Below are 22,806 nucleotides of genomic sequence, written 5' to 3' on the forward strand. Positions count from 1 at the left end.
CGCCCAGACGCCCGGTTCAGCCCCCTCCGTCGGCTCCGCCGACAACTCCCCCGACCGGGGAGCGACTTCGGCGCGGCCCCCTTCCACGTGCGGGCCTTTGCGCTTATGCCGACTCCATGAATCGACGCCCCGTCCCCTTCGAGATCGGCCCCGTGCACTTCGTCGGCATCGGCGGCATCGGCATGAGCGGCATCGCCGAGATCATGCTGCGCACCGGCTACCAGGTGCAGGGCTCCGACGCGAAGGCGAGCGCCAACACCGAGCGGCTGGAGAAGCTCGGGGCGAAGATCTTCGTCGGCCACGACGCGGCCAATGTCGAGGGCGCCTACGCGGTCGTCTATTCCACGGCGGTGAAGGCGGACAATCCGGAGATGGTCGCCGCCCGTGAGCGGCGCCTGCCGCTGGTCCGCCGGGCGGAGATGCTGGCCGAGCTGATGCGCCTGCAGTTCTCGGTGGCGGTCGGCGGCACCCACGGCAAGACCACCACCACCTCGATGATCGCCGCCCTGCTGGACGCCGGCGGGCTCGACCCCACCGTGGTCAACGGCGGGATCATCAACGCCTATGGCACGAACGCCAAGGTCGGCGCCGGCGACTGGATCGTCGTCGAGGCCGACGAGAGCGACGGCACCTTCCTGAAGCTGAAGTCCACCGCCGCCGTGGTCACCAACATCGACCCCGAGCACCTCGACCACTACGGGGACTTCGAGGCGGTGAAGAAGGCCTTCCGCGATTTCGTCGAGAACATCCCCTTCTACGGCTTCGCCGCGGTCTGCATCGACCATCCCGAGGTCCAGGCCATGGCCGCCCGGGTGGAGAACCGCCGGCTCGTCACCTACGGCGTGAACCCCCAGGCCGAGGTCCGCGCCCACAACATCTCCATGGGGCCCGAGGGCGCGAAGTTCTCCGTGGTCATCCAGCCGCGCGAGCGGGACTTCATCAGCTTCGACGACCTGCGCCTGCCGATGACCGGCCAGCACAACGTGCTGAACGCGCTCGCCGCCGTGGCCGTGGCCCATGAGCTCGGCGTGGCGCCCGACGCCATCCGTAAGGGCCTGGCCGGGTTCGGCGGCGTGAAGCGGCGGTTCACCACCACCGGGGTGGCGGGCGGCGTCCGGATCGTCGACGACTACGGCCACCACCCCGTCGAGATCGCCTCGGTGCTGAAGGCGGCCCGCGCCGTGACCGAAGGCAAGGTCGTGGCTGTGGTCCAGCCGCACCGCTACACGCGCCTGCGGGACCTGTTCGACGACTTCTGCGCCTGCTTCAACGACGCTGACACGGTGATCGTCGCCGACGTCTACGCGGCCGGTGAAGCGCCGATCGAAGGTGTCGACCGCGACGCCCTGGTGGCCGGCCTGCACCGCTGGGGCCATCGCCGCGCCCTGCCTCTGGCCTCGCCCCAGGCGCTCGCCGCCCTGGTCCGCGAGGAGGCCAAGCCGGGCGACGTGGTCGTCCTGCTGGGGGCCGGCGACATCACCGGCTGGGCCTACGCCCTGCCGGGCGAACTGGACGCCCTGGGGCAGGCGGCGGAATGAGCTGGAAGGACCATCTCCCCGCCGTGCGCGGCAAGCTGCTGCGCGACGAGCCGCTCGGGCCCTTCACCTGGTTCCGCGTCGGCGGGCCGGCCGAGGTGATCTTCCTGCCGGAGGACGAGGACGACCTCGCCGCCTTCCTCAAGGCGCTGCCGGCCGACACGCCGCTGACGGTGCTGGGCGTCGGCTCCAACACCCTGGTGCGCGACGGCGGAGTGGAGGGCGTGGTGATCCGCCTGGGCAAGGCGTTCGCCCGCGTCGAGCCGCGCGGCGACAACCGTATCTTCGCCGGCGCGGCGGTGCTGGACGCCACCCTGGCCCGCGAGGCCGGCAAGGCGGGGATCGCCGGGCTCGAGTTCTACCGCGGCGTCCCGGGCTCTGTCGGCGGCGCCCTGGTGATGAACGCCGGCTGTTACGGCTCGGAGACCAAGGACGTGCTGGTGGAGGCCTACGCCCTGACGCGCACGGGCGAGCGGCTGACGCTCTCCAACGCCGACCTCGGGTACAGCTACCGCAAGTCGGCCCGCGCCGCCGCCGAGCCGCTGATCTTCGTGGGCGCCCTGTTCGAGGGGCGGCCCGACGAACCCGCCGCGATCCAGCAGCGGATGGACGAGATCACCGAGCGCCGCGAGAAGACCCAACCGATCCGCGAGAAGACCGGCGGCTCGACCTTCAAGAACCCGCCCGGCCACTCCTCGTGGAAGCTGGTGGACGAGGCCGGCTGGCGCGGCAAGCCGTTCAGCGTCAGCGGCCAGGGCGGCGGCGCCATGTTCTCGCCCCTGCACTCCAACTTCCTGATCAACACCGGCGAGGCCACCGCCGCCGACCTGGAGGGCCTCGGCGAGGCCGTCCGGGCCGACGTGAAGGCCAGGTTCGGGGTCGACCTGGAGTGGGAGATCAAGCGCATCGGCAAGCCAGGCTGATCGCATCCGGAGCCGCCCATGCCCACCTTCCTCCACGTCGGCTGCGGCCCGGCCCGCAAGGCGCAGACCACGCGGGGGTTCGCGGGCCCCGACTGGGTGGAGATCCGTCTCGACGTCGATCCGGCCGTGAAGCCGGACATCGTGGGCTCGATGACCGACATGTCGGCCGTGCCGGACGGGGCGGTGGACGCGATCTTCTCCAGCCACAACATCGAACACCTCTATCCCTTCGAGGCGCCCATCGCGCTGAAGGAGTTCCTGCGGGTGCTGCGGCCGGACGGCTTCCTGGTGCTCACCTGCCCTGACCTGCAGTCGGTCTGCGCCCTGGTGGCCCAGGACCGCCTGCTGGAGCCGGCCTACAACTCCTCGGCCGGGCCGATCTCGCCGCTGGACATCCTCTACGGCCACCGGCCGGCGCTGGCCCAGGGCAACCTGTTCATGGCGCACCGCTCGGGTTTCACCCAGCGCGTGCTACGCGCCCTCCTGCTGGAGGCGGGGTTCGGTAGCGTGGCCGACATGCGCCGCGAGCGCGCGTTCGACCTGTGGGCGGTGGCCAGCAAGGCGCAGCGCCCGCGCGAGGCCATGGCCGAACTGGCCCGCCAGCATCTGCCCCTGTCCAAGGCCTGAGGCGCCCGCCTTGGAAACTCCACCGCGCCTGGACAGCGTCGCCATGCCGCCGTGCCATCCGAGCGCCTTGACGGGAATCTTATGGGGGAGCACCCGAACCTGATGCGTATCTCAGCCCTCTTCGCCGCGGCCGCCGTGCTCGTGCTGGCCGCTCCCGCCGTCGCCCAGGATCTCGCGGCCGGCGCCGCCCAGGCCCGTGACCGGGCGCTGGCCGATCCCACCGCCTGGGCCATCGCGGAGTCCCTGACCACCGAGGTCGGTCCCCGGATGACCGGCTCGCCCGCGATGGAGCTCGGCCGCGACTGGGCCGTGGCGAAGTTCAGGGAGCTGGGATTCACCAACGTCCGGGTCGAGTCCTTCACCACCCCGGCCTGGTTCCGTGGTCCGGAGAGCGCCGAGGTCGTCGGCCCGGTCCCGCAGAAGCTGCACATCCTGGGCCTCGGCAACTCCGCCTCGACCCCCAAGGGTGGGCTGACCGCCGAGATCGCTCTGTTCACCTCCTGGCAGGCCTTCCTCGACCAGCCCGAGGGTAGCCTGAAGGGCAAGATCGCCGTCGTCACCCAGCGGATGCCGAAGAACCAGGACGGCTCCGGCTACGGCTTCGTCAACGCCCAGCGCACCCTGGGCCCGCGCGAGGCCGCCAAGCGCGGCGCCGTGGGCTACCTCGTCCGCTCGCTCTCCACGGACGACACCCGCCTGCCGCACACCGGCAACGCCCAGGCCGCGGGGATCCCAGCCGCGGCGCTCTCCACGCCGGACGCGGAGCTGCTGGAGCGCCTCGTCGCGCGCGGCAAGCCGGTGCGCGTGAAGCTCGACATGCAGTCGACCAGCAACCCCAAGGCCAAGGCCTACAACATCGTGGGCGAGATCCGCGGGACCGAGCGGCCGGACGAGGTCATCGTCATCGGCGGGCACCTGGATTCCTGGGATCCGGGCACGGGCGCGGTGGACGACGCCGCCGGCATCGCCATCACGACCGCCGCGGCCAAGCTGGTGGGCGCCATGGGCGCGCCGAAGCGCACCCTTCGCGTCGTCATGTGGGGCTCGGAAGAGCAGGGGGGCTCCTCGGGCGCCTACCTCGCCGCCAACCGCGCCGAGGTGCCGAAGATGGTCGTCGCCGGCGAGAGCGACAGCGGCGCCGGCCGCGTCTTCGCGGTCGCCCTGCCGGCCGGCAGCCGGGCCCACCCGGCCATGAAGGCCTTCGAGGCGGCGCTCGTCCCGCTGAACGTGGTGGTGAGCCGCGAGCCGCCGCGGTTCGGCGGCGCCGACATCGCCGGGATCACCTCGGCCGGGGCGCCGTTCGTCGACTTCAGCCAGGACATGAGCCGCTACTTCGACCTGCACCACGCCGCCGACGACACGCTCGACAAGATCGACCCGGCGGAGCTCTCGCAGAACGTCGCCGTCTGGGCGTCCTTCCTCTACACCGTCGCCAACAGCGACATCGATTTCCGCGCGTTCCCGAAGGAGGCGAAGTGAGCCTTCCCCTTGCTGGCCGTCACGTCGCCGTCCTGATGGGCGGCCCCTCGTCCGAGCGCGAGGTGAGCCTGGTCTCCGGCCGGGAATGCGCCGACGCCCTGGAGCGCCTGGGCGCCCGCGTCAGCCGGGTCGACGCGGGTCGGGACGTGGCCCAGGTGCTGGCCAGGCTCGCTCCCGACGTCTGCTTCAACGCCCTGCATGGGGAGTGGGGGGAGGACGGTTGCGTCCAGGGCGTGCTGGAGACCCTGGGCCTGCCCTACACCCACTGCGGCGTGCTGGCCTCGGCGCTGGCCATGGACAAGGCCAAGGCCAAGGCCGTGCTGGCGGCCGCCGGCGTCGCCGTGCCCGGCGGCGGGCTGTTCAGCCGCTTCGACGTGGCCGCCGGCCATGTCATCGAGCCGCCCTACGTTGTGAAGCCCAACGCCGAGGGCTCCTCGGTGGGCGTGTTCATCGTCCACGAGGGCGCCAACACCCCGCCGCAGGAGGTCGTCGCGCCGTCCTGGACCTATGGCGAGGAGGTGATGGTCGAGCCCTACATCCGCGGGCTCGAGCTGGCTGTGGGCGTCATGGACGGCAAGGCCATGACGGTTACCGAAATCGTGCCGAAAACCGCCTTCTACGACTACGAAGCCAAGTACGGGGAGGGCGGCTCGGAGCACGTGGTCCCCGCCAGGATTCCACCGCACGCCCTTGAAAAGGCGAAGGAACTGTCCGAGCGAGCGCACGCAGCCCTTGGTTGTCGCGGGGTTACCCGGTCCGATCTCCGTTATGACGACATTAACGACATTATGGTCCTCTTGGAGGTCAACACCCAGCCCGGCATGACGCCCACCTCGCTCGTCCCCGAGCAGGCGGCGGCGCAGGGCGTGGGATTCGACGACCTGGTCTTGTGGATTACGGAGGACGCCTATGCCCGCGGCGGTGCGGGGAGGATCGCAAACCCAGGCGAAGCCTCTGGGCAAGGCGCCCCCTAACGCATCGAAGCGTCCGTCGGCCAAGCGGCCGGCGGCGGCCGCGGGCCCGCGCCTGGATGGCGCCGGCGTCTCGCCCAAGGTCGCCCTGGCGGCCTCGGCCGGCGTGCTGGTGCTGGCGGTTGTGGCGACGCTCGGGACGGGCGGCCGCGGCGAGCGGCTCGGCCACGCCATCTCGGCCGGCGTCGACAGCCGGTTCGGCCAGGCGGGCTTCCGCCTGCGCGCCGTGCACGTCGAAGGCGCGTCGGCCATGGCCACCCAGGACATCGTCGCCGCCACCGGCGTCTACAAGGACCAGCCGGTCCTCGGCCTCGACCTTGAGGGGGTCCGCCAGTCGGTGGAGAAGGTGGGCTGGGTGAAGGAGGCGCGGGTGGTGCGCCTGCTGCCCGACACCCTCGTGATCGCGGTGGTCGAGCGCAAGCAGCTCGCGGTCTGGCAGCACAACGGCCGCACCATGGTCATCGACGAGCGCGGCCAGCCGATCCCTGAGGCCGACCCCGGCCGCTTCCCGACCCTGCCGCTGGTGGTGGGCCTGGGCGCCGCCGAGATGGCGCCCGGCATCCTGCCGACGCTCGCCCAACGTCCCCGGCTCATGGAACGGATGGAGGCGCTGGTGCGCGTCGACAACCGCCGCTGGGACCTGCGGCTGAAGGACGGTTCGATCGTCCAGCTCCCCGCCGTGGGCGAGGAGGAGGCGCTGATGCAGCTCGAGCAGCTCGACCAGCGCAGCCACATCCTCGAGCTCGGCTTCGAGCGGATCGACCTGCGCAACCCCGACGTGGTCGCCGTCCGGCCACGCCAAGCGGCTCCGGCCGGCCAACTCGTCGCAGAAGGCGCGTGAGGGAAGACTGATGTTGAAGGCTGCGCAACGCGTCGAGCAGAAGAAGGAAGGCCGCGAGGGCCTCCGCGCCGCCATCGCGCGACCGCAGGTCGTGGCCGCCGTGGACCTCGGCGCCTCGAAGGTTACCTGCTTCATTATGAAGCCTGAAGGTGTTCGCCGGGGCGACCGCACCCTGACCACCGCGGGCGTGGGCTATGTCCAGTCGCGCGGCGTGCGCGGCGGCTCGATCGTCAATCTCGACGAGGCGTCCGAGGCGATCGCCCAGGCGGTGGAGCGGGCCGAGAACGTCGCGGGCGTGAGCGTCCAGGGCGTCACCGTCGCCACCGCCGGCGGCCAGCTCACCTCCACGCGCGTGGCGGGCCGCGTCTCGCTCGGCGCCCGTCCGATCGGCGACAACGACCTCGTCCGGGCCATCAGCCACGCGCTGGCCCAGATCAAGCTGCCCGGCCGCCGCGCCGCCCACATCCTGCCGATCGCCTGGTCGGTGGACGGGCAGGGCGGGGTCCGCGATCCGCGCGCCATGTTCGGCCGCACGCTCGGCGTCGAACTCCTCGTGGTCTCGGTGTCGGAAGCCGTCTTCCAGACGCTGGGCGCCTGCGTCGAGCGCGCCCACCTGCAGTTCGAGGGCGTCGTCGCCGCCCCGTTCGTCTCCGCGCTCGCCGCGCTGGAGGAGGACGAGATGGACCTGGGCGCCGTCTGCATCGACATGGGCGGCGGCTCCACCTCGGCGGCGGTGTTCAACGCCGGCTCGCTCGTGCACGTTGAAACCGTGCCGGTGGGCGGCCAGCACGTGACCCAGGACATCGCGCGGGGGCTCTCCACCTCGGTGGCCGGCGCCGAGCGGATCAAGACGCTGCACGGCTCGGCCATCGCCTCGGCCAATGAGGATCGCGAGATGATCGAGGCGCCGCCCCGCGGCGACGATCCCGGCGCCGGCCCGGTGGTCGCGCCGCGCAGCCTCCTGAAGGGCATCATCGCGCCGCGCGTCGAGGAGACGCTGGAACTGCTGCGCGACCGGCTGAAGGCCTCCGGCGCGCCGGTGGAGCCGGGCGCCGGCCTCGTGCTGACGGGCGGTGCGAGCCAGCTCGCCGGCGTCCGCGAGGTGGCGGTCCGGGTGTTCGACCGGCCGGTCCGCCTGGGCCGTCCGCGCCGCGTGCCGCACCTCGCCGACGCCGCCTCCGGCCCGGCGTTCACCGCCGCGGCGGGGATCCTGCACCGGGCGGCGTTCGGCCCGCGGGAAGCCGTCTCGGCCAAGGCGCTGGCCTCGGCCAAGCTCCGCCGCGAGCCGCTGGACCCGCGCGCCAACCCGGTCGCCAAGGCGGCCGCCTGGCTGCGCGAGAACCTCTAGGGCTACTTCTCGCCGCGGACCGTCTTCGCGACGGCCTCGGCGGTCTGGCCGATCAGGCTGCCCTTCTGGTTCATGAAGGCGCCGACGCCCATTGTGTTGGCGCTGCGGGTCACCGAGAACTGCCGGAGCACCTTGCCCGACGGGTTCTTCACCGTGACGTCCACCGTCATGCGGTTGCTGCCGGCCAGCGCGCCGACCATGAACCGCGTGGCGTTGCCCACCACCCGGTAGTCCGACACCACGAAGCTCAGGTCCGCGGGCGGACCGCCGGTCGCGCCGCCGCCCAGCTCGATCCGGATCGCCTCGGCCAACGAGTTCACCACCTCCGGCGTGACCTTCTCGGCGGTGGCGGAGCCGCTGACGTTGCGGATCGACAGGTTCATCACCTCGGCGGCCGCGGCGGGGCCGCCGCCTCCGGGCGCTTCCTTGACTGTCGTCGAGCAGGCGGCGAGCGCGGCTGCGGAGACCGCCACCAGGACTGTCCTGAACATCTCTCCCTCCAGGTCTTGTTTCCCCGCCACGGCAACGGTTGTTGACGAACGCGGTTCCTTGGCGTTCAGCTTTACGGCAGAGCTTCGGCTTGCGAGACAGTGCGTCGCAGCGCCGGATTCGCTGCCGCACCCTGTGGAAGAAGCCGATTTTTCGGGGGCGCCGCAGGTCGCTCGCCGGACGACTCACGCTATGCCCTTAACCCTCGCTTAAGGATGAAGGCGCAGATTTTCACCCATCCTTAAGGAGGCGCTGGCCGGGCGGGTCGACCAGCGCTCCAGGCCGGTTTTTGGGAAGGACGCAGGGTCCGATGGCGATTTCTCTCTCAGCTCCGCAGGCGACAGAACTGAAGCCGCGGATCGTGGTGTTCGGCGTCGGGGGCGCCGGCGGCAACGCCGTGAACAACATGATCGAGGCAGGGCTCGAAGGGGTTGAGTTCGTCGTCGCCAACACCGACGCCCAGCAGCTCCAGTTCGCCAAGACGGACCGCCGCATCCAGCTCGGCGTGCAGGCGACCCAGGGCCTGGGCGCCGGCGCGCACCCGGAAGTGGGCATGCACGCGGCCGAGGAGTCGATCCCGGAGATCGGCGAGCACCTCGACGGCGCGCACATGGTCTTCATCACCGCCGGCATGGGCGGCGGCACCGGCACCGGCGCCGCGCCGATCATCGCCAAGTGCGCTCGCGAGCGCGGCATCCTGACGGTCGGCGTCGTCACCAAGCCCTTCCACTTCGAAGGCCGCCACCGCATGCGCCTGGCCGACGCCGGCATCGGTGAGCTGCAGCGCTACGTCGACACCCTGATCGTCATCCCGAACCAGAACCTGTTCCGCGTCGCCAACGAGCGGACGACCTTCGCCGAGGCCTTCGGCATGGCCGACCAGGTCCTGCACTCGGGCGTCCGCTCGATCACCGACCTGATGGTGCTGCCGGGCCTCATCAACCTCGACTTCGCCGACGTCCGCACGGTCATGACCGAGATGGGCAAGGCGATGATGGGCACCGGCGAGGCGACCGGCGACGACCGCGCCCTGATGGCCGCCCAGAACGCCATCCAGAACCCGCTGCTCGACGAGGTGTCGCTGAAGGGCGCCAAGGCCGTGCTGGTGAACGTCACCGGCGGCCTCGACATGACCCTGCTGGAAGTCGACGAGGCGGCCAACGCCATCGCCGAGCAGGTCGACCCCGAAGCCAACATCATCTTCGGCGCCGCCTTCGACCCGACCCTCGACGGCAAGGTCCGCGTGTCGGTGGTCGCCACCGGCATGGACGGCGTCTCCATCGCCGCCATCGAGCCGCGCCTCGAGCGCCGCGCGAACACCACGGCCCAGCCGCTGCGCGTCGACACGGCGCCCGCCGCCGCGTCCGCGCCGGCCCCGGCGCCCGAGCCGGTGGTCGCCGCCGCGCCCGAGCCCGCGCCCTATGTCGCCCCGGCGATCGAGGAAGAGCAGGCCGACCTCTACGCCGCGCCTGTGGCCGCCGCTCCGGAGCCGGCGCCGGCGCCGACCGTCAGCCGCATCATCGACCCGGCCGTGGATACCTCCGCCGACGAGCCGCTGTTCACCGAGCCCTACGAGCCGCGGCGCCCGCGCGGCGGCTTCCTGAGCCTGTTCGGCGGCCGCCCCCGTTACGACGCGCCGGCCCAGGCGGCCCCGGCGCCCGCCCCCGCGCCGCGCGCCACCGCCAGCCGTGGCGGAGCCCTGCCGGCCGAAGCGCCGGTGGCGGTCGAGCAGCCGGAAGCGGGCGAGGACCTGGAGATCCCGTCCTTCCTGCGCCGTCTCGCCAACTAAGGCTGCGCTCCAACAAACGTGAATGCCGGGCGACCGGCGGTCGGCCTAGGCTCCTCCCCGTCGCGAAAGCGAGCGGGGAGGTCGCCATGTCTGAGCACAGGATATCCGTTGGCCCGGTGGATGGCGGATGGGCGGTGCTCTGCGAGGGCGAGACCCAGCCCCTGATGTTCCTGTCGGGCCGGCGCGCCGAGGAGCAGGCCCGCAACCTTGCCCTGGCCCTGACGCGGGGTGGAATGGCGGCGGTGGTCTCCGTCCACGACCGTTCTCAGGCGCTGATCGGCGCGGCGCGCTACGAGGCCTGACGAGGCGGCAGGCCTGTCCACCGCGGACCCGAACGGCTCTGCCGCGCACTGTCCCGAACCGAAACAAAGCGAAACAGCAAGTGTTTTGCTGCGGTGCGGCAATCGCCTTAGCCAGACGTTGGGACGTAGTGCGGCCGAAAGGTCGCTGGCACGAGTACAGGAAGGTCCCCTTGGCCGCAGACGCTTTCCAAGACCGGGCGTTCCAGCACACGCTCCGGGCCCCGGCGCTCTTCGCCGGCGTCGGCGTGCACACGGGCGCGCACGTGCGCGTGGACGTTCGCCCGGCGCCCGCCGACCATGGGATCGTGTTCGTCCGCTCCGACGTGGCCGACCGCGACAACCGAGTGCCCGCCACCGGCGAGGCGGTCTGCAAGACGCAGCTCGGCACCGTGATCGGCAACGCCGCCGGCGTCACCGTCTCGACCATCGAGCACCTGATGGCGGCCTTCGCCATGCTCGGGATCGACAACGCCGTCGTCGAGCTGGACGGGCCCGAGATGCCGATCATGGACGGCTCGTCCGAGCCGTTCGTGCGCATCCTCGACCGGGCCGGCCGCCGCGCCCAGGAGGCGCCGCGCCGCTACATCGAGATCCTGGAGCCCATCGAGGTCGTGGACGGCGACAAGCGCGCCGCGCTCAAGCCGGCCGGCCGCTTCGAGGTGGCCTTCGAGATCCGCTTCCCCACCGCCGCCATCGGCGTCCAGAAGATCGACATGGCCATGGACGGCCCGGCCTTCCGGCGCGAGCTGGCCGACTGCCGCACCTTCGGCTTCCTCCATGAGGTCGAGGCCCTGCGGGCCATGGGCCTCGCGCGTGGCGGCAGCATGGACAACGTCGTGGTGATCGAGGGCGACAGGGTGCTGAACCCGGAGGGCCTTCGCCGGCCAGACGAGTTCGTCCGCCACAAGGCGCTGGACGCCATCGGCGACCTCTTCGTCCTGGGCAGCCCGATCATCGGCCGCTTCGAGGGCGAATTGGCAGGCCACGCGGTCAACAACCAACTCGTCCGGGCCCTGCTCGCGCGTCCGGACGCCTGGCGCATGCGCACCCTCGTGCACCACCTGGCCGAGGCCGTCTGAGCGGCGGGCGCGCCAGGTCGGGATAAAAGTTGCGAGGCGTTCGCAACTAGTGTCTCCTGGTCCCGCAGGAGGCCGCCATGTCCGACGAACCGATGCAGGCTGCGCTGGGCAGGCTCTACAAGCCACCGCATCCCTTCACCGTGGCCAAGGCCATAGACCACGTCGACGCGCACGGCCGTCGCTTCATCGGCCTGTCGCCCTTCGTGGTGATCGGCACGGTGGGGCAGGGCGGCGTGGACGTGTCGCCGCGGGGCGGCGGCCCGGGCTTCGTCAAGGTGGACGAGGCCGGCAAGGCGCTGTTCCTGCCCGACCGGCCGGGCAACAACCGGATCGACAGCCTGAAGAACATCGCCGACACCGGTGAGATCGGCATGATGTTCATGATCCCCGGCATGGACGACGTCTATCGGGTGAACGGCCGGGCCGAGCTGATCGAGGACGAGAGTCTGGCCGAAGCCTTCGTGGAGTTCGGCAAGCCGCCGCGGTCGGTGCTCAAGGTCGCCGTCCGGGAGGCCTTCCTGCACTGTCCGAAGGCGCTGATGCGCGCCGACCTCTGGGGCGACAGCCATCGCATCGAACGCTCCGCCTTCCCGTCGCTCGCCGAGATGGTCAGTGACCAGATCGGGTTGCCGAAGCCCGCCGCCACCCACGAGGAACAGGTGGCGCAGCTCCGGGAGAGCCTCTGAGCCGCCCTACGGCCGCCGCTTTCCCGCGGCATGGAGCCCTGCGGGGGGTGGTTCCGTTTGCCCGGGCCGCCCGGCGTGGTTTAGAAGCGACTCCTCGCGTGGGGGCGCGCGTCTGTCCGTTTGAGGTGAAGGTGTCTCTGCTTCGCAATTCGTGGGCTCGTCCGGTTCTCGTGGCCGGCGTCTGCGCCCTTGCCCTGACCGGATGCGCCGGCCGCCAGAAGAAGCCGCGGCTGGCCTATGAAGAGCGCCCGGTGGAGCTGCTCTACGCCACCGGCGCGGACCGGCTTGACCGCCGTCAGTGGGATCAGGCGGTGAACTACTTCCAGGAAGTCGAGCGGCAGCACCCGTACTCGGAGTGGTCGCGCCGCGCGATCCTGATGCAGGCGTTCGCCCACTACCAGTCGAACGACTACCCCGAGGCCATCGCCGACGCCGATCGGTTCATCCAGCTCTATCCGGGCAACCCGGCGGCGGCCTACGCCCACTACATCAAATCGATCTGCTACTTCGAACAGATCGTGGACGTGGGCCGGGACCAGGCGGCCACCGGCCAGGCGCTCGCCAACCTCCGCGAGGTGGTCCAGCGCTATCCGACCACCGAATACGCCTCCGACGCCCGCCTGAAGATCGACATGGTCAACGACCAGTTGGCCGGCAAGGAGATGACCATCGGGCGCTGGTACCTTCGCAACGGCGACACGCTGGCCGCCATCGGCCGGTTCCGCACCGTCGTCGACCGGTACCAGACCACCAGCCACACGCCGGAAGCGCTCTACCGCCTCGTGGAGTCGTATCTGACGCTCGGCCTGATGGACGAGGCCAAGCGCAATGGCGCGGTGCTCGGCCACAACTTCCCGGGCGATGCCTGGTACGGCGACGCCTACAAGCTGCTCACGTCCCGTGGCCTGCGCCCGGCGGTGGAACCCACCGGCGCCTCCGGCCGCCGCGGCTTCCTGCGACTGCCGTTCCGGAAGGACAAATCCGAGACGATCCGGCCGCCGGCCTCCGTTTCGGCCGCCGAGCCCGCCGTCACCGCGACGGATGCGGCTGCGACGGAACCTAAGGCGAACAACTAAGACTTCCGCACCACCTGATTCCGGGCGATCTTCGCTCCCGTGCTCATCGGACTCTGGATCCGCGACGTCGTTCTGATCGAGGCCCTGGACCTGTCCATCGGGCCGGGCCTCACTGCGCTCACCGGCGAGACCGGGGCCGGCAAGTCGATCATCCTGGACGCGCTCGGCCTCGCCACCGGGGCCCGCGCCGACGCAGGCCTCGTTCGCCGCGGCGCCCAGCAGGCGGCGGTGTCCGCGGTCTTTGCGCCGGCCGCCGATCATCCTGTGTGGGACCTCCTGGAAGAGAAGGGGCTCTCCTACGCCCGCGACGAGGACCTGGTGCTGCGCCGGACGCTGGCGGCCGACGGCCGCAGCCGCGCCTTCGTGAACGACCAGGCCACCGGCGTCGGCGTGCTCAAGGAGATCGGCGAGCAACTGCTCGAGGTGCACGGGCAGCACGAGACGGTGGGCCTGCTGGACGCCCGCACCCACCGGCCGCTGCTCGACGCCTATGGGGACCTCTCGCGCCCCGCCGCGCTCGTCGCCGAGCGCTGGCGCGGCTGGCGCGAGGCGCGCGATCGCGTGGACGCGCTCCGCGAGGCGGTGAGCCGGTCGGCCGCCGAGACCGAGGAGCTGCAGCTTCGGCTCGCCGAACTCGACCGCCTGGATCCCAAGGAGGGGGAGGAGACCCGCCTGGCGGAGGAACGCGCGGTGCTGGGGGCGGCCGAGAAGGCGCTGTCCGACATCTCCCAGGCGCGCGAGACCTTCGACGGGCTCGGGCCCAAGGTGGCGTCCGCCATCCGCGCACTCGAGCGCGCGCGCGAGCGGGCCGTCACCGCCGGCGCCGCCGCGGATGGGGCGGCCGTCAGCCGGCTCAGCCAGGCCTCCGAGGCGCTCGACCGCGTGCTGATCGAGGCCGGGGAGGCGGAGGCCGCCATCGACGCCGCCGCCGAGGCCTTCGAGTTCGAACCAGACCGGCTGGAGAAGACCGAGGAACGGCTGTTTGACCTGCGGGGCCTCGCCCGCAAGCTGAACGTCGCCGTGGAGGAGTTGCCGCTGCTGCGCGCGCGCTTCGCCGAGCGGCTGCGCGCGGTGGAGTCCTCCGAGGACGAGCTGAAGGCGGCCGAGGCGGCGCTGGCGTCTGCGCGGCAGGCCTATCTCGGCGCGGCCGGCGAGCTCACCGGCGCCCGCCGGGCCGCCGGCGAGCGCCTGGCCGACGCCGTGATGGCCGAGCTCGCGCCGCTCAAGCTCGAGAAGGCGCGTTTCCGGGTGGCCGTGGAGCCGCTGGCGGAGGATCGCGCGGGTCCTGCGGGTCTAGACCGCGTGGCCTTCGAGATCGCCACCAACCCGGGCGCGCCGTTCGGCGACCTGGGCGCCATCGCCTCGGGGGGCGAGCTCGCCCGCTTCGCGCTCGCCCTGAAGGCCGCGCTCGCCGGCCGTGGCGGGGGGCCGCAGCCGCTGATGATCTTCGACGAGGTCGACCAGGGTGTCGGCGGCGCGGTGGCCGACGCGGTCGGCCTGCGCCTCAAGAAGCTGGCGACCAACGCCCAGGTGCTGGTGGTCACCCATTCGCCGCAGGTGGCCGCGCGCGCCGAGGCCCACTGGCGCATCTCCAAGGCGGGCGACGCCGAGCGCATCCGCACCGCCGTCGAGATCCTCCCGGCCGCCGACCGAGAGGAGGAGATCGCCCGCATGCTCGCCGGCGCTCAGATCACCGACGCGGCCCGCGCCGCCGCCCGGGCGCTCATCGGGGCGTGATCCGGGCGACCGGGATCGGCTAGGGTCGGCCCATGGATTCCCACCGGACCACACCCGTCGACCAGCTCACCGAGGCTCAGGCTGTCGAGGAGCTGACCTTCCTCGCCGACGAGATCGCGGCGCACGACATCCACTACTACCAGCAAGACCAGCCGACGGTCTCCGACGCCGAGTACGACGCGCTGAAGCAGCGCAACGCGGCCATCGAGCAGCGCTTCCCGCACCTGGTCCGCGACAACTCCCCGAGCCTGCGGGTCGGCGCGGCCCGATCCGAGCAGTTCGCGCCGGTGGAGCACGGCGTGCCGATGCTCAGCCTGGACAACGCCTTCTCGGACGAGGACGCCGCCGAGTTCGACGCCCGGGTGCGGCGGTTTCTCAGGCTGACCGAGGAGGTGGCCTATACCGCCGAGCCGAAGATCGACGGCCTGTCCTGCTCGATCCGTTACGAGGGCGGGATGCTGGTGCGGGCGGCGACGCGGGGCGACGGCCGGGTGGGCGAGGACGTGACCGCCAACGTCCGGACGGTCGGCGAGATCCCGCACCGGCTGAAGGGGGCCGGCTGGCCGGACGAGATCGAGATCCGCGGCGAGGTCTATCTCGGGACTGAGGAGTTCGCGGCCATGAACGCGGCGGCGGAGGCCGCGGGCCAGCGGACCTACGCCAACCCCCGCAACGCCGCCGCGGGTTCGCTGCGCCAGATCGACCCGAAGATCACCGCCCAACGGCCGCTGCGGTTCTTCGCCTACGCCTGGGGCTTCGTGAGCGCGCCTTTCGCCGAGACCCAGTGGGAGGCGCTGGAGCGGCTCAAGGCCTGGGGCTTCCAGGTGACGCCTCAGAGCCGCCGGGTGGTGGGGGTGGAGGGGCTGCTGGACGCCTATCGGGCGATGGAGGCGGTGCGGCCGAAGCTCGGCTTCGACATCGACGGGGTGGTCTACAAGGTCGACCGGCTGGACTGGCAGCAGCGCCTGGGCTTCGTCAGCCGCGCGCCGCGGTGGGGCATCGCCCGCAAGTTCCCGGCGCAGCAGGCCCGCACCGTGCTGGAGGCGATCGACATCCAGGTGGGCCGCACCGGGGCCATGACTCCGGTGGCCCGGCTGACGCCCGTCACAGTCGGCGGGGTGGTGGTGACCAACGCCACCCTGCACAACGCGGACGAGATCGCGCGCCTCGATGTCCGGCTCGGCGATACGGTGATCCTTCAGCGAGCGGGCGACGTGATCCCGCAGATCCTCTCTGTCGTGCCGGAGGAGCGTCCGGCCGGCGCCGAGCCGTACGAATTCCCGCAGGTCTGCCCGTGCCCGCTGCGCACCGAGGTGGTGCGCGAGACCACCGCCTCGGGCGCGGAGACGGTGGTCCGCCGCTGCTCGGGCGAGTTCGCCTGTCCGTTCCAGAAGCTCGCGCACCTGCGCCACTTCGTCAGCCGCCGCGCCTTCGACATCGAGGGCCTGGGCGAGAAGCAGCTCACGCTGTTCAGCGAGCACGGCTGGCTGGACTCGCCCGCCGACATCTTCCGCCTGCACGAGAAGCGCGACGAGCTCCTGGCGCTGGACCGGTTCGGCGAGACCAGCGTGAAGAACCTGCTGGAGGGGATCGAGGCGCGGCGGACCATCGCGCTCGACCGATTCATCTACGGGCTCGGCATTCGCCATGTGGGCGAGACGACCTCGCTGGCGCTCGCCCGGCACTTCGAGACGGTGGAGGCGTTCGTCGCCACCGCCCGCTCGGCCGCCGAACAGACCGCCGGCTCCCTTTATGCCGAGTTGTCCGACCTGGACGGTCTGGGGCCCACCGCGCTGGGGGCGGTGCTCGACTTCGCCCGCGCGCGGCCGGCGCTGCTGATCCCGGCGGGCGCCAGCCTCGAGGAGCACCTGCGGCTTGCGATCCCCAGGCTCAACGCCCGCGCCCGGGCGGCGCTGGCCGCGCGGTTCGACGACTGGCCGGCCTTCGAGGCCGCCGCGGCCGAGGCGCTCGCCCAGACCCCGGGCGAGGCGTTCCAGGAGCTGGCGTCGGTGAGCGCCGTAGGCGTGGTCGCCGCGCGGATGATCGCCGCCTTCTTCGGCGAGGCGCATAATCGCCAGATGGTCGACAATCTGCTGGCCGAGCTGACGGTGCTGCCGGCCGAGCGGCCGAAATCCGACACCGCCGTCGCCGGCAAGACGGTGGTCTTCACCGGCGCGCTGGAGAAGATGACGCGCGACGAGGCGAAGGCGCAGGCCGAGCGGCTGGGCGCCAAGGTCTCAGGCTCGGTGTCGAAGAAGACGGACCTCGTGGTGGCGGGACCCGGCGCGGGCTCAAAGCTGAAGGACGCCGAGAAGCACGGTGTCCAGGTGCTGACCGAGGACGAGTGGCTGGCGCTGGTCGGCGGCTAGCCGGGCGCTTTCAGCTCCGTACAGGCGCCCGGCTCGGCGGTGAACATCAGGCTGGCCACACGCCAGACGCCGTCGACGCGAACCATGTCGAACACGTCGACCCCGCAGTGCAGGCGTTCGCCGTCCTTCTTGATGTCGTAGGGAGCCCAGACCACGGCCATGGGCCCGCGCCGCATCACGGTGGGACTCCAGATTCGCTCGTCCAGGCCGGGCGTGGTGCGGATGCTGTCGATCCAGGCGGTGACGGGGCGCCGGCTGTGGCGCTCGGTCCCGTCCGGAGCGATACGGACGATGGTCATCACCCCGTCGGCGTAGATCAGTTTCTCCAGACCGGCGGTGTCCTGCCGCTTCATCGCCGCGAAGAAGCGATCGATCTGCGCCAGGATCGCCTCCTGGTCGGTGTCCGCCGCCCGGGCCGGCGCGGCGATCGCGAGGCTCGCGAGGACCGCGGCGAAGGCCCTGCCGATCATTGCGGTCTCCTCGCCGTGACGATCCAGGTGGCCGACGGCAGCTTGGGGCCCTCCGGCCCGTCGTAGCCGGACAGCGCCTCGCGGATCGCCGCCACCACCTCGTCTCGCTTGTCCGGGTTCTCGCGCAGCAGGGCGCCCAGCGGGCCGACGCGCAGCGCGAGGCCGACGGCTGTCCGCAGATCGCCGCCGCCGATCGCCTCGTCGTGCCGCGTGAGGCTCACCGCCTCGAAGCCGGCGGCGCCGAGGATCCCCCGCACGTGCTCAGGGTCGGCGAAGGCGAAGGGGCCCGGCGCCTGCGGATCGGCCGGCGGCGGCGGCGGGGGGAGGCTCCGGGCGGCGGCCGCCATGGGGACGGTCATGATCGGGTTCTCGGCCAGCGGCCGCCAGCAGACGAAGGCGAGCCGGCCGCCCGGCTTCAGCGCGCCCCGGATATTGGCGAAGGCGGCCGGAGGGTCGGCGAAGAACATCACCCCGAAGCGGGAGAAGGCGGCGTCGAAGCTCGCCGGCTCGAAGGGGAAGGCCTGGGCGTCGGCCTCCACGAAGTCGACACCCGCCGGCGCCTGCCGGCGGCGCGCCACCTCCAGCAGCGGTCGGGAGATGTCCACGCCGAGCACTGCGCCCGTGGCGCCCACCGCCTGGGCGAGCTCCAGCGTGGTCTGGCCGGCGCCGCAGCCGACATCCAGGATCCGCTCGCCGGGGCGCGGCTGCAGCGCCGCCATCCCCGCCTGGCCCAGCGGCGCGAGCTGCCGGTCGAGGGCCTCCTGCATCTCGGCCCAGGTCTGGCCGGCGGCGTCGTTCCAGTAGGCCTGCTGGGCGGCGTTGGAGGTGTCGGTCATCGCGTCAGACCGGCGCGCAGGCCTGTTCGAGCCAGGCGCGGACCTCGGGTTCGACCTGCGGCCCCACCACCTTCAGGACACGCGCGTGGTAGGCGTCGAGCTGGCCGCGCTCCTCGTCGGTCAGCAGCTTCGGCGCGATCAGCCGGCGGTCGATCGGCGCGAGCGTCAGGGTCTCGAAGCCCAGCATGGGCCGTTCGCCGCCGGGCACGTCCAGCGGCGGCGTCACCACCTGCAGGTTCTCGATCCGGATGCCGTAGGCGCCTTCCTTGTAGTAGCCCGGCTCGTTGGAGAGGATCATCCCGGGCCGCAGGGACACGGTGTTCGGCGCCTTGGAGATCCGCTGCGGGCCCTCGTGCACGCCCAGGTAGCTGCCGACGCCGTGGCCGGTGCCGTGGTCGTAGTCGAGGCCGTAGGCCCACAGGGGCGCGCGGGCCAGCGCGTCGATGGCCGAGCCGGTGGTGCCCGCCGGGAATCGGATGCGGGCCAGGGCCAGGTTGCCCTTGAGCACCAGGGTGAACCGCTCGCGCATCTCCTCGGTCGGCTCGCCGATGGCCACCGTGCGGGTGATGTCGGTGGTGCCGTCCAGGTACTGGGCGCCGGAGTCCACCAGCAGCAGCGAACCCTTCTCGGCCCGCTTGTTGAGCCGCTCCGTGGGCCGGTAGTGGACGATGGCGCCGTTGCCGGCCGCGCCGGCGATGGTGTCGAAGGACAGGTCCTTCAGCGCACCGGTCGCCTCGCGGAAGCCCTCCAGTGTCTTCACGGCGGTGATCTCGTCGGGCGGGTTCACCTGGCCCTCGGTGGCCAGCCAGTGCAGGAAGCGGGTCACGGCGGCGCCGTCGCGGGCGTGGGCGTTGCGCGCGCCCTGGATCTCCACCTCGTTCTTGCAGGCGCGGGGCAGGGCGCAGGGATCCTCGGCGCGCACCACCTCGGCGCCTGCCGACTGCAGCGCCTCGAAGTACCAGGCCGAGGACTGCGCCGGGTCCACGACGACGCGCTTGCCCTTCAGCTCGGCCAGCGCTTGCGGCAGGTCGTCCGGCGTCTCCAGCCGCACCTGGTTGCCGAGCCAGGCCGGCAGATCGGGCGTGACCTTCGCCGGGTCGAGGAACAGGCGAGCGGTGCCGTCGCGGTTCAGCACCGCCTGGGCGAGCGGCAGGGGCGAGCGGATCACGTCGCCGCCCCGGATGTTGAACAGCCAGGCGATCGAGGCTGGGGCGGTCAGCACCGCGGCGTCCGCGCCGCCGGCCAGCGCCTGGCCGACGCGGGCGCGCTTCCCGGCAGAGTCCTCGCCGGCGTACTCCAGCGGGTGCGGCACGACAGGGGCGGTCGGCTGCGGCGGGCGAGCCGCGCCCCAGGCTTCGTCCACCGGATTGGGGCTCACCGGCTGCAGCTCGGCGCCGGCCCGCGCCGCGGCGGCCTTCAGGTGGCCCAGCGCGTCGGGGCTGTGCAGGCGCGGGTCGTAGCCGATCCTCGCGCCCCGCGGCGCAGCGCTCTCCAGGTAGGCCGGCACGCCGCCCTCCACGAGGTCGCGGATTTCGAACAGGCCGACGTCCACCTGGTCCCGGACCTGGAGCGTGTAGCGGCCGTCCACGAAGACGGCGGCCTTATCCTTCAGGATGACCGCCGCGCCGGCCGAGCCGGTGAAGCCGGTGGCCCAGGCCAGCCGGTCGTTGGCGGCGGGCAGGTACTCGTTCTGGTGCTCGTCCTCGTGCGGCACGAGGAAGCCGTCCAGGCCGTGCCTGGCCATGGCCTGCCGGATCAGCGGCACGTGCTTGGATCCGAAGGAGCGGTCGGTGGTCTCGTCGAAGGTCTGGCGCATGAGAAGGATTTAGTCCGTTCGCAGGGCGCGGCAAAGGTGCGCTTTTCACCCGGATATAATTGACGGCGGTCTCTGGCGGGGCTATCGCCGGACCATGGACAAGCAGAGCCGGCGCGAACGCATCCGCGACTATAAGGAGACCACGCCCAAGGCGGGCGTCTTCGCCGTGCGCTGCACGGCGACCGGCGAGGCCTGGGTGGGAAGCTCCAAGAACCTCGGCCAGCAGCAGAACGCCGTCTGGTTCTCCCTGAAGATGGGGCCCGGCGGCCGCCTGCAGCGCGATCTGCACACGGCCTGGGCGGAGCACGGCGCCGACGCCTTCGCCTACGAGGTGGTGGAGGTCATCGACGACAAGGAGCTCGGGACATACGGCCGCGAGAGTCAGCTCAAGGACCGCCTGGCGCATTGGCAGGTGGCGCTCGGAGCGAAGAAGGTGTTCGGCTAGGGCCGCTTCAGGACCAGGGTCGCCCAGGCGTCACGGTGCAGGCGGCGGACCAGGCGGAAGCCCTTGGAGGTGTAGGCGGCGAGCACGCGCCGCTCCTGGGTGCGCAGCAGGCCGGAGAGGATGGCGAGGCCGCCGGGCTTCAGCGCGAGCTTGATGTCGTGCGACAGCGCCACCAGCGGCGGCGCGAGGATGTTGGCGAACACCAGGTCGTAGGGCGCGTCGGTGCGCACCCGCTGGTCGTTCAGGCCGCTGGCGTGCACGAACCGGGCGTCGGCGTTGTTCAGCGTCGCGTTCTCGTTGGCGATCCGCACCGAGACCTTGTCGATGTCGGTGCCGACCGCGACGCGCGAGCCGGTGCGGGCCGCGGCGATGGCGAGCACGCCGGTGCCGCAGCCCACGTCCAGGACCTTTTCGAAGCGCTGCGCCTTCAGGAGGTCGTGGAACGCCAGCAGGCAGCCCACCGTCGTGCCGTGGTGACCGGTGCCGAAGGCCGCGCCCGCTTCGATGCGCAGATTGATCGTGCTCGCCGGCGCGAGCCCGCGGTCGTGGGCGCCGTAGACGAAGAACCGGCCGGCGCGCACCGGCGGCAGGCCGGAGAGCGCCATGGCCAGCCAGTCGGCGTCGGCCAGCTTCTCGGTGGAGACGCGGAGCGCCGGCCAGCCTGCCAGCACCTCGAGCAGCGCGGCGCGCTCGTCCTCAGTGGTCGGGAAGGCGTCGATCCGCCAGACGTCGTGGTCCTCGTCCTCTTCCAGGATGGAGTAGGTGAGGGTCTCGGTGACCGGGGTCTCGTCCAGGGCGGCGGCCGCGGCCTCAGCCTCAGCGCGGGGCCCGCGGGCGGTGATCTGGAAGGCGTCGTCGCTCATCCCGCGCCGTCTAAAGGGCGGGGCGGCGAAAGGCGAGGGGGATCAGCCCTGCTCCGTCGTCGTGTCGCCGGTGGCCTCGGGCATCACCTCGGCGTCGAACTCGGGCGGCGGGGGCGGCGCATCCAGCCGGTCGCCGCCGTAAGCGCGCTCCGCCCCGTAGGCCACGCCGCCCGACATCGACGGATAGTGCGGGGCCTCGGCCGGCGGCTCCTCCCAGCGAGCATAGGCGTACTCGGCCGGCTCCGGCTCGGGGACATCGAAGGCGCTGCCGTCGTAGGGCTCGGCCTCGATGATCTCCGGCGCCTCCTGCCAGGCGATGGCCTGTTTCCAGTCGGTGCCGACCACATAGTCCGGCAGCTTGCCCTGCCAGTAGGTGAGGGTCATGCCGTCGTCGAACGGGCCGGTGGAGCGGGCGCCGGACCAGCCGGCGAAGATCTGCGGCCCCTCCGGGCGTTCGTCGCCGCGCAGATCGGGCTTCATGGCCCCGCCGAGCAGCAGGCCCGCGACGGCGGCGATCCCGACCCCCGAAAGCAGCTTCCTGTAGTCCACGGCGTCAGCCTTTGCTCATCCAGTTCCAGGCCGCTAGAGCGCGCGACGGGCCGGTTGGTTCAGGGTCGAGCTGGCGCCATCTGACGGCCCTGGGCGTTGAGCCCCGCGGGAGACGTCACATGAGCAAGTACCGTCCGCTGTCCGAACGCCTGGCCGCCCACGAGGGTCCCGAATGGCGAGCGAGCTTCGCCGAGGTCGAGGAGGTCCTGGGCTTTCCGCTGCCGAAGGGCGCGCGCACCGGTCGGGCATGGTGGGCCGGCGAGGACAAGCCGCACGCGAAGTCGTGGACGCAGCACGGCTTCCAAGCCGAGGCCGATCCCCAGGCAGGCTGGGTCACCTTCCGCCGCGGCGACATCTCGCCGGCCGCCGTGGAGGCGGTGCTGGAGCCGCCGAGTCCAGAGGACGTCCAGCGCGCGGCCCACGAGATCGTGGCGGTGGCGGAGGAGGCTCCGGCGACGTCCGAGCCCGCCCGGAAGATCCCGCCCGCTGGAATTGCGGCGCTCGCCGCCGGCGGCGTCGCCCTGGCTGCCGGCCTGGGCGCCGTCCTGCTCCGAGGGCTCGCCCGGCGGCGGTGAC

General features: G+C 72.0%; 22 protein-coding genes. 16 read left to right on the forward strand and 6 right to left on the reverse strand.

Going from position 1 to position 22,806, the window contains the following annotated elements:
- Positions 1 to 116: 116 nt before the first annotated feature.
- From murC to ftsA, 7 genes are all read left to right on the forward strand, one after another.
- Complete coding sequence (gene murC / locus ACE3Q8_RS02585; protein ID WP_374468630.1) at positions 117 to 1,538, forward strand: UDP-N-acetylmuramate--L-alanine ligase; 1,422 nt, start codon at positions 117 to 119, stop codon at positions 1,536 to 1,538.
- Positions 1,535 to 2,458 carry a UDP-N-acetylmuramate dehydrogenase gene (gene murB / locus ACE3Q8_RS02590; RefSeq protein ID WP_374468632.1) on the forward strand — a complete coding sequence of 308 codons (924 nt, stop codon included), beginning with the start codon at positions 1,535 to 1,537 and terminating at the stop codon, positions 2,456 to 2,458. The genes murC and murB overlap by 4 nt, the downstream gene beginning before the upstream one ends.
- Positions 2,459 to 2,476: 18 nt before the next feature.
- Positions 2,477 to 3,085, forward strand: coding sequence for a methyltransferase domain-containing protein (locus ACE3Q8_RS02595; RefSeq protein ID WP_374468634.1), 609 nt, complete (start codon positions 2,477 to 2,479; stop codon positions 3,083 to 3,085).
- A 102-nt stretch (positions 3,086 to 3,187) separates the two neighbouring features.
- Entirely contained in the window at positions 3,188 to 4,564 is a 1,377-nt protein-coding gene (locus ACE3Q8_RS02600; protein ID WP_374468636.1) for a M20/M25/M40 family metallo-hydrolase, read from the forward strand.
- 35 nt (positions 4,565 to 4,599) lie between these two features.
- A complete protein-coding gene (locus ACE3Q8_RS02605; protein WP_374468880.1) occupies positions 4,600 to 5,538 on the forward strand; it encodes a D-alanine--D-alanine ligase in 939 nt (312 codons plus the stop codon).
- Positions 5,474 to 6,376, forward strand: coding sequence for a cell division protein FtsQ/DivIB (locus ACE3Q8_RS02610; protein ID WP_374468638.1), 903 nt, complete (start codon positions 5,474 to 5,476; stop codon positions 6,374 to 6,376). Before ACE3Q8_RS02605 ends, ACE3Q8_RS02610 begins: the two co-directional genes overlap by 65 nt.
- Before the next feature lie 10 nt (positions 6,377 to 6,386).
- The gene (gene ftsA, locus ACE3Q8_RS02615) at positions 6,387 to 7,724 is read left to right on the forward strand and encodes a cell division protein FtsA (protein ID WP_374468640.1); all 1,338 of its coding nucleotides are present in this window, start codon (positions 6,387 to 6,389) and stop codon (positions 7,722 to 7,724) included.
- 2 nt (positions 7,725 to 7,726) lie between these two features.
- Here the strand turns inward: ftsA and ACE3Q8_RS02620 are convergent, their stop codons facing one another.
- Positions 7,727 to 8,215, reverse strand: a complete 489-nt coding sequence (locus tag ACE3Q8_RS02620; protein ID WP_374468642.1) for a hypothetical protein — start codon at positions 8,213 to 8,215, stop codon at positions 7,727 to 7,729.
- A gap of 308 nt (positions 8,216 to 8,523) precedes the next feature.
- Here ACE3Q8_RS02620 and ftsZ point away from each other — a divergent pair, with 308 nt between their 5' ends.
- The 7 genes from ftsZ to ligA all read left to right on the forward strand — a co-directional run bounded on the left by ftsZ (position 8,524) and on the right by ligA (position 17,251).
- A complete protein-coding gene (gene ftsZ, locus ACE3Q8_RS02625; protein ID WP_374468644.1) occupies positions 8,524 to 10,002 on the forward strand; it encodes a cell division protein FtsZ in 1,479 nt (492 codons plus the stop codon).
- Positions 10,003 to 10,088: 86 nt separating this feature from the next.
- Positions 10,089 to 10,304, forward strand: coding sequence for a hypothetical protein (locus tag ACE3Q8_RS02630; RefSeq protein WP_374468646.1), 216 nt, complete (start codon positions 10,089 to 10,091; stop codon positions 10,302 to 10,304).
- A 170-nt stretch (positions 10,305 to 10,474) separates the two neighbouring features.
- Positions 10,475 to 11,383, forward strand: a complete 909-nt coding sequence (gene lpxC, locus ACE3Q8_RS02635; protein WP_374468648.1) for a UDP-3-O-acyl-N-acetylglucosamine deacetylase — start codon at positions 10,475 to 10,477, stop codon at positions 11,381 to 11,383.
- A 77-nt stretch (positions 11,384 to 11,460) separates the two neighbouring features.
- On the forward strand, positions 11,461 to 12,069 hold the full coding sequence (locus ACE3Q8_RS02640) for an MSMEG_1061 family FMN-dependent PPOX-type flavoprotein (RefSeq protein WP_374468650.1): 609 nt from the start codon (positions 11,461 to 11,463) through the stop codon (positions 12,067 to 12,069).
- Positions 12,070 to 12,206: 137 nt separating this feature from the next.
- On the forward strand, positions 12,207 to 13,145 hold the full coding sequence (locus tag ACE3Q8_RS02645) for an outer membrane protein assembly factor BamD (RefSeq protein ID WP_374468881.1): 939 nt from the start codon (positions 12,207 to 12,209) through the stop codon (positions 13,143 to 13,145).
- A 39-nt stretch (positions 13,146 to 13,184) separates the two neighbouring features.
- Positions 13,185 to 14,882 (forward strand): DNA repair protein RecN, encoded by a 1,698-nt coding sequence (gene recN, locus ACE3Q8_RS02650; RefSeq protein ID WP_374468652.1) that lies wholly within the window; start codon positions 13,185 to 13,187, stop codon positions 14,880 to 14,882.
- Positions 14,883 to 14,914: 32 nt separating this feature from the next.
- Entirely contained in the window at positions 14,915 to 17,251 is a 2,337-nt protein-coding gene (gene ligA / locus ACE3Q8_RS02655; protein WP_374468654.1) for an NAD-dependent DNA ligase LigA, read from the forward strand.
- Here ligA and ACE3Q8_RS02660 read toward each other — a convergent pair.
- From ACE3Q8_RS02660 to ACE3Q8_RS02670, 3 genes are read right to left on the reverse strand one after another with little or no spacing between them, the layout of a single operon-like run.
- Positions 17,248 to 17,721, reverse strand: a complete 474-nt coding sequence (locus ACE3Q8_RS02660) for a nuclear transport factor 2 family protein (protein WP_374468656.1) — start codon at positions 17,719 to 17,721, stop codon at positions 17,248 to 17,250. The genes ligA and ACE3Q8_RS02660 overlap by 4 nt on opposite strands.
- Entirely contained in the window at positions 17,718 to 18,557 is an 840-nt protein-coding gene (locus tag ACE3Q8_RS02665; RefSeq protein ID WP_374468658.1) for a class I SAM-dependent methyltransferase, read from the reverse strand. Before ACE3Q8_RS02665 ends, ACE3Q8_RS02660 begins: the two co-directional genes overlap by 4 nt.
- A gap of 4 nt (positions 18,558 to 18,561) precedes the next feature.
- Positions 18,562 to 20,373: an aminopeptidase P family protein gene (locus tag ACE3Q8_RS02670; RefSeq protein WP_374468660.1), complete on the reverse strand. Its 1,812-nt coding sequence runs from the start codon at positions 20,371 to 20,373 to the stop codon at positions 18,562 to 18,564.
- Between the two features lie 94 nt (positions 20,374 to 20,467).
- On the opposite strand from ACE3Q8_RS02670, the gene ACE3Q8_RS02675 reads away from it, so the two are divergent.
- Positions 20,468 to 20,818, forward strand: a complete 351-nt coding sequence (locus tag ACE3Q8_RS02675; protein ID WP_374468662.1) for a GIY-YIG nuclease family protein — start codon at positions 20,468 to 20,470, stop codon at positions 20,816 to 20,818.
- Here the strand turns inward: ACE3Q8_RS02675 and ACE3Q8_RS02680 are convergent.
- The gene (locus ACE3Q8_RS02680; RefSeq protein ID WP_374468664.1) at positions 20,815 to 21,681 is read right to left on the reverse strand and encodes a 50S ribosomal protein L11 methyltransferase; all 867 of its coding nucleotides are present in this window, start codon (positions 21,679 to 21,681) and stop codon (positions 20,815 to 20,817) included. The two genes, ACE3Q8_RS02675 and ACE3Q8_RS02680, sit on opposite strands and share 4 nt — an antisense overlap.
- A gap of 42 nt (positions 21,682 to 21,723) precedes the next feature.
- Complete coding sequence (locus ACE3Q8_RS02685) at positions 21,724 to 22,230, reverse strand: hypothetical protein (RefSeq protein WP_374468666.1); 507 nt, start codon at positions 22,228 to 22,230, stop codon at positions 21,724 to 21,726.
- A gap of 119 nt (positions 22,231 to 22,349) precedes the next feature.
- On the opposite strand from ACE3Q8_RS02685, the gene ACE3Q8_RS02690 reads away from it, so the two are divergent.
- Positions 22,350 to 22,805 carry a hypothetical protein gene (locus ACE3Q8_RS02690; protein ID WP_374468667.1) on the forward strand — a complete coding sequence of 152 codons (456 nt, stop codon included), beginning with the start codon at positions 22,350 to 22,352 and terminating at the stop codon, positions 22,803 to 22,805.
- Position 22,806: the final 1 nt, after the last annotated feature.

The organism is Phenylobacterium sp., assembly GCF_041913825.1.
Taxonomy (GTDB): Bacteria; Pseudomonadota; Alphaproteobacteria; order Caulobacterales; family Caulobacteraceae; genus Phenylobacterium.

Coding starts and splice junctions, on each gene's coding strand:
- murC (WP_374468630.1), top strand. CDS start 117: ATGAATCGACGCCCCGTCCCCTTCGAGATCGGCCCCGTGCACTTCGTC.
- murB (WP_374468632.1), top strand. CDS start 1,535: ATGAGCTGGAAGGACCATCTCCCCGCCGTGCGCGGCAAGCTGCTGCGC.
- ACE3Q8_RS02595 (WP_374468634.1), top strand. CDS start 2,477: ATGCCCACCTTCCTCCACGTCGGCTGCGGCCCGGCCCGCAAGGCGCAG.
- ACE3Q8_RS02600 (WP_374468636.1), top strand. CDS start 3,188: ATGCGTATCTCAGCCCTCTTCGCCGCGGCCGCCGTGCTCGTGCTGGCC.
- ACE3Q8_RS02605 (WP_374468880.1), top strand. CDS start 4,600: ATGGGCGGCCCCTCGTCCGAGCGCGAGGTGAGCCTGGTCTCCGGCCGG.
- ACE3Q8_RS02610 (WP_374468638.1), top strand. CDS start 5,474: ATGCCCGCGGCGGTGCGGGGAGGATCGCAAACCCAGGCGAAGCCTCTG.
- ftsA (WP_374468640.1), top strand. CDS start 6,387: ATGTTGAAGGCTGCGCAACGCGTCGAGCAGAAGAAGGAAGGCCGCGAG.
- ACE3Q8_RS02620 (WP_374468642.1), bottom strand. CDS start 8,215: ATGTTCAGGACAGTCCTGGTGGCGGTCTCCGCAGCCGCGCTCGCCGCC.
- ftsZ (WP_374468644.1), top strand. CDS start 8,524: ATGGCGATTTCTCTCTCAGCTCCGCAGGCGACAGAACTGAAGCCGCGG.
- ACE3Q8_RS02630 (WP_374468646.1), top strand. CDS start 10,089: ATGTCTGAGCACAGGATATCCGTTGGCCCGGTGGATGGCGGATGGGCG.
- ACE3Q8_RS02640 (WP_374468650.1), top strand. CDS start 11,461: ATGTCCGACGAACCGATGCAGGCTGCGCTGGGCAGGCTCTACAAGCCA.
- ligA (WP_374468654.1), top strand. CDS start 14,915: ATGGATTCCCACCGGACCACACCCGTCGACCAGCTCACCGAGGCTCAG.
- ACE3Q8_RS02660 (WP_374468656.1), bottom strand. CDS start 17,721: ATGATCGGCAGGGCCTTCGCCGCGGTCCTCGCGAGCCTCGCGATCGCC.
- ACE3Q8_RS02665 (WP_374468658.1), bottom strand. CDS start 18,557: ATGACCGACACCTCCAACGCCGCCCAGCAGGCCTACTGGAACGACGCC.
- ACE3Q8_RS02670 (WP_374468660.1), bottom strand. CDS start 20,373: ATGCGCCAGACCTTCGACGAGACCACCGACCGCTCCTTCGGATCCAAG.
- ACE3Q8_RS02675 (WP_374468662.1), top strand. CDS start 20,468: ATGGACAAGCAGAGCCGGCGCGAACGCATCCGCGACTATAAGGAGACC.
- ACE3Q8_RS02680 (WP_374468664.1), bottom strand. CDS start 21,681: ATGAGCGACGACGCCTTCCAGATCACCGCCCGCGGGCCCCGCGCTGAG.
- ACE3Q8_RS02690 (WP_374468667.1), top strand. CDS start 22,350: ATGAGCAAGTACCGTCCGCTGTCCGAACGCCTGGCCGCCCACGAGGGT.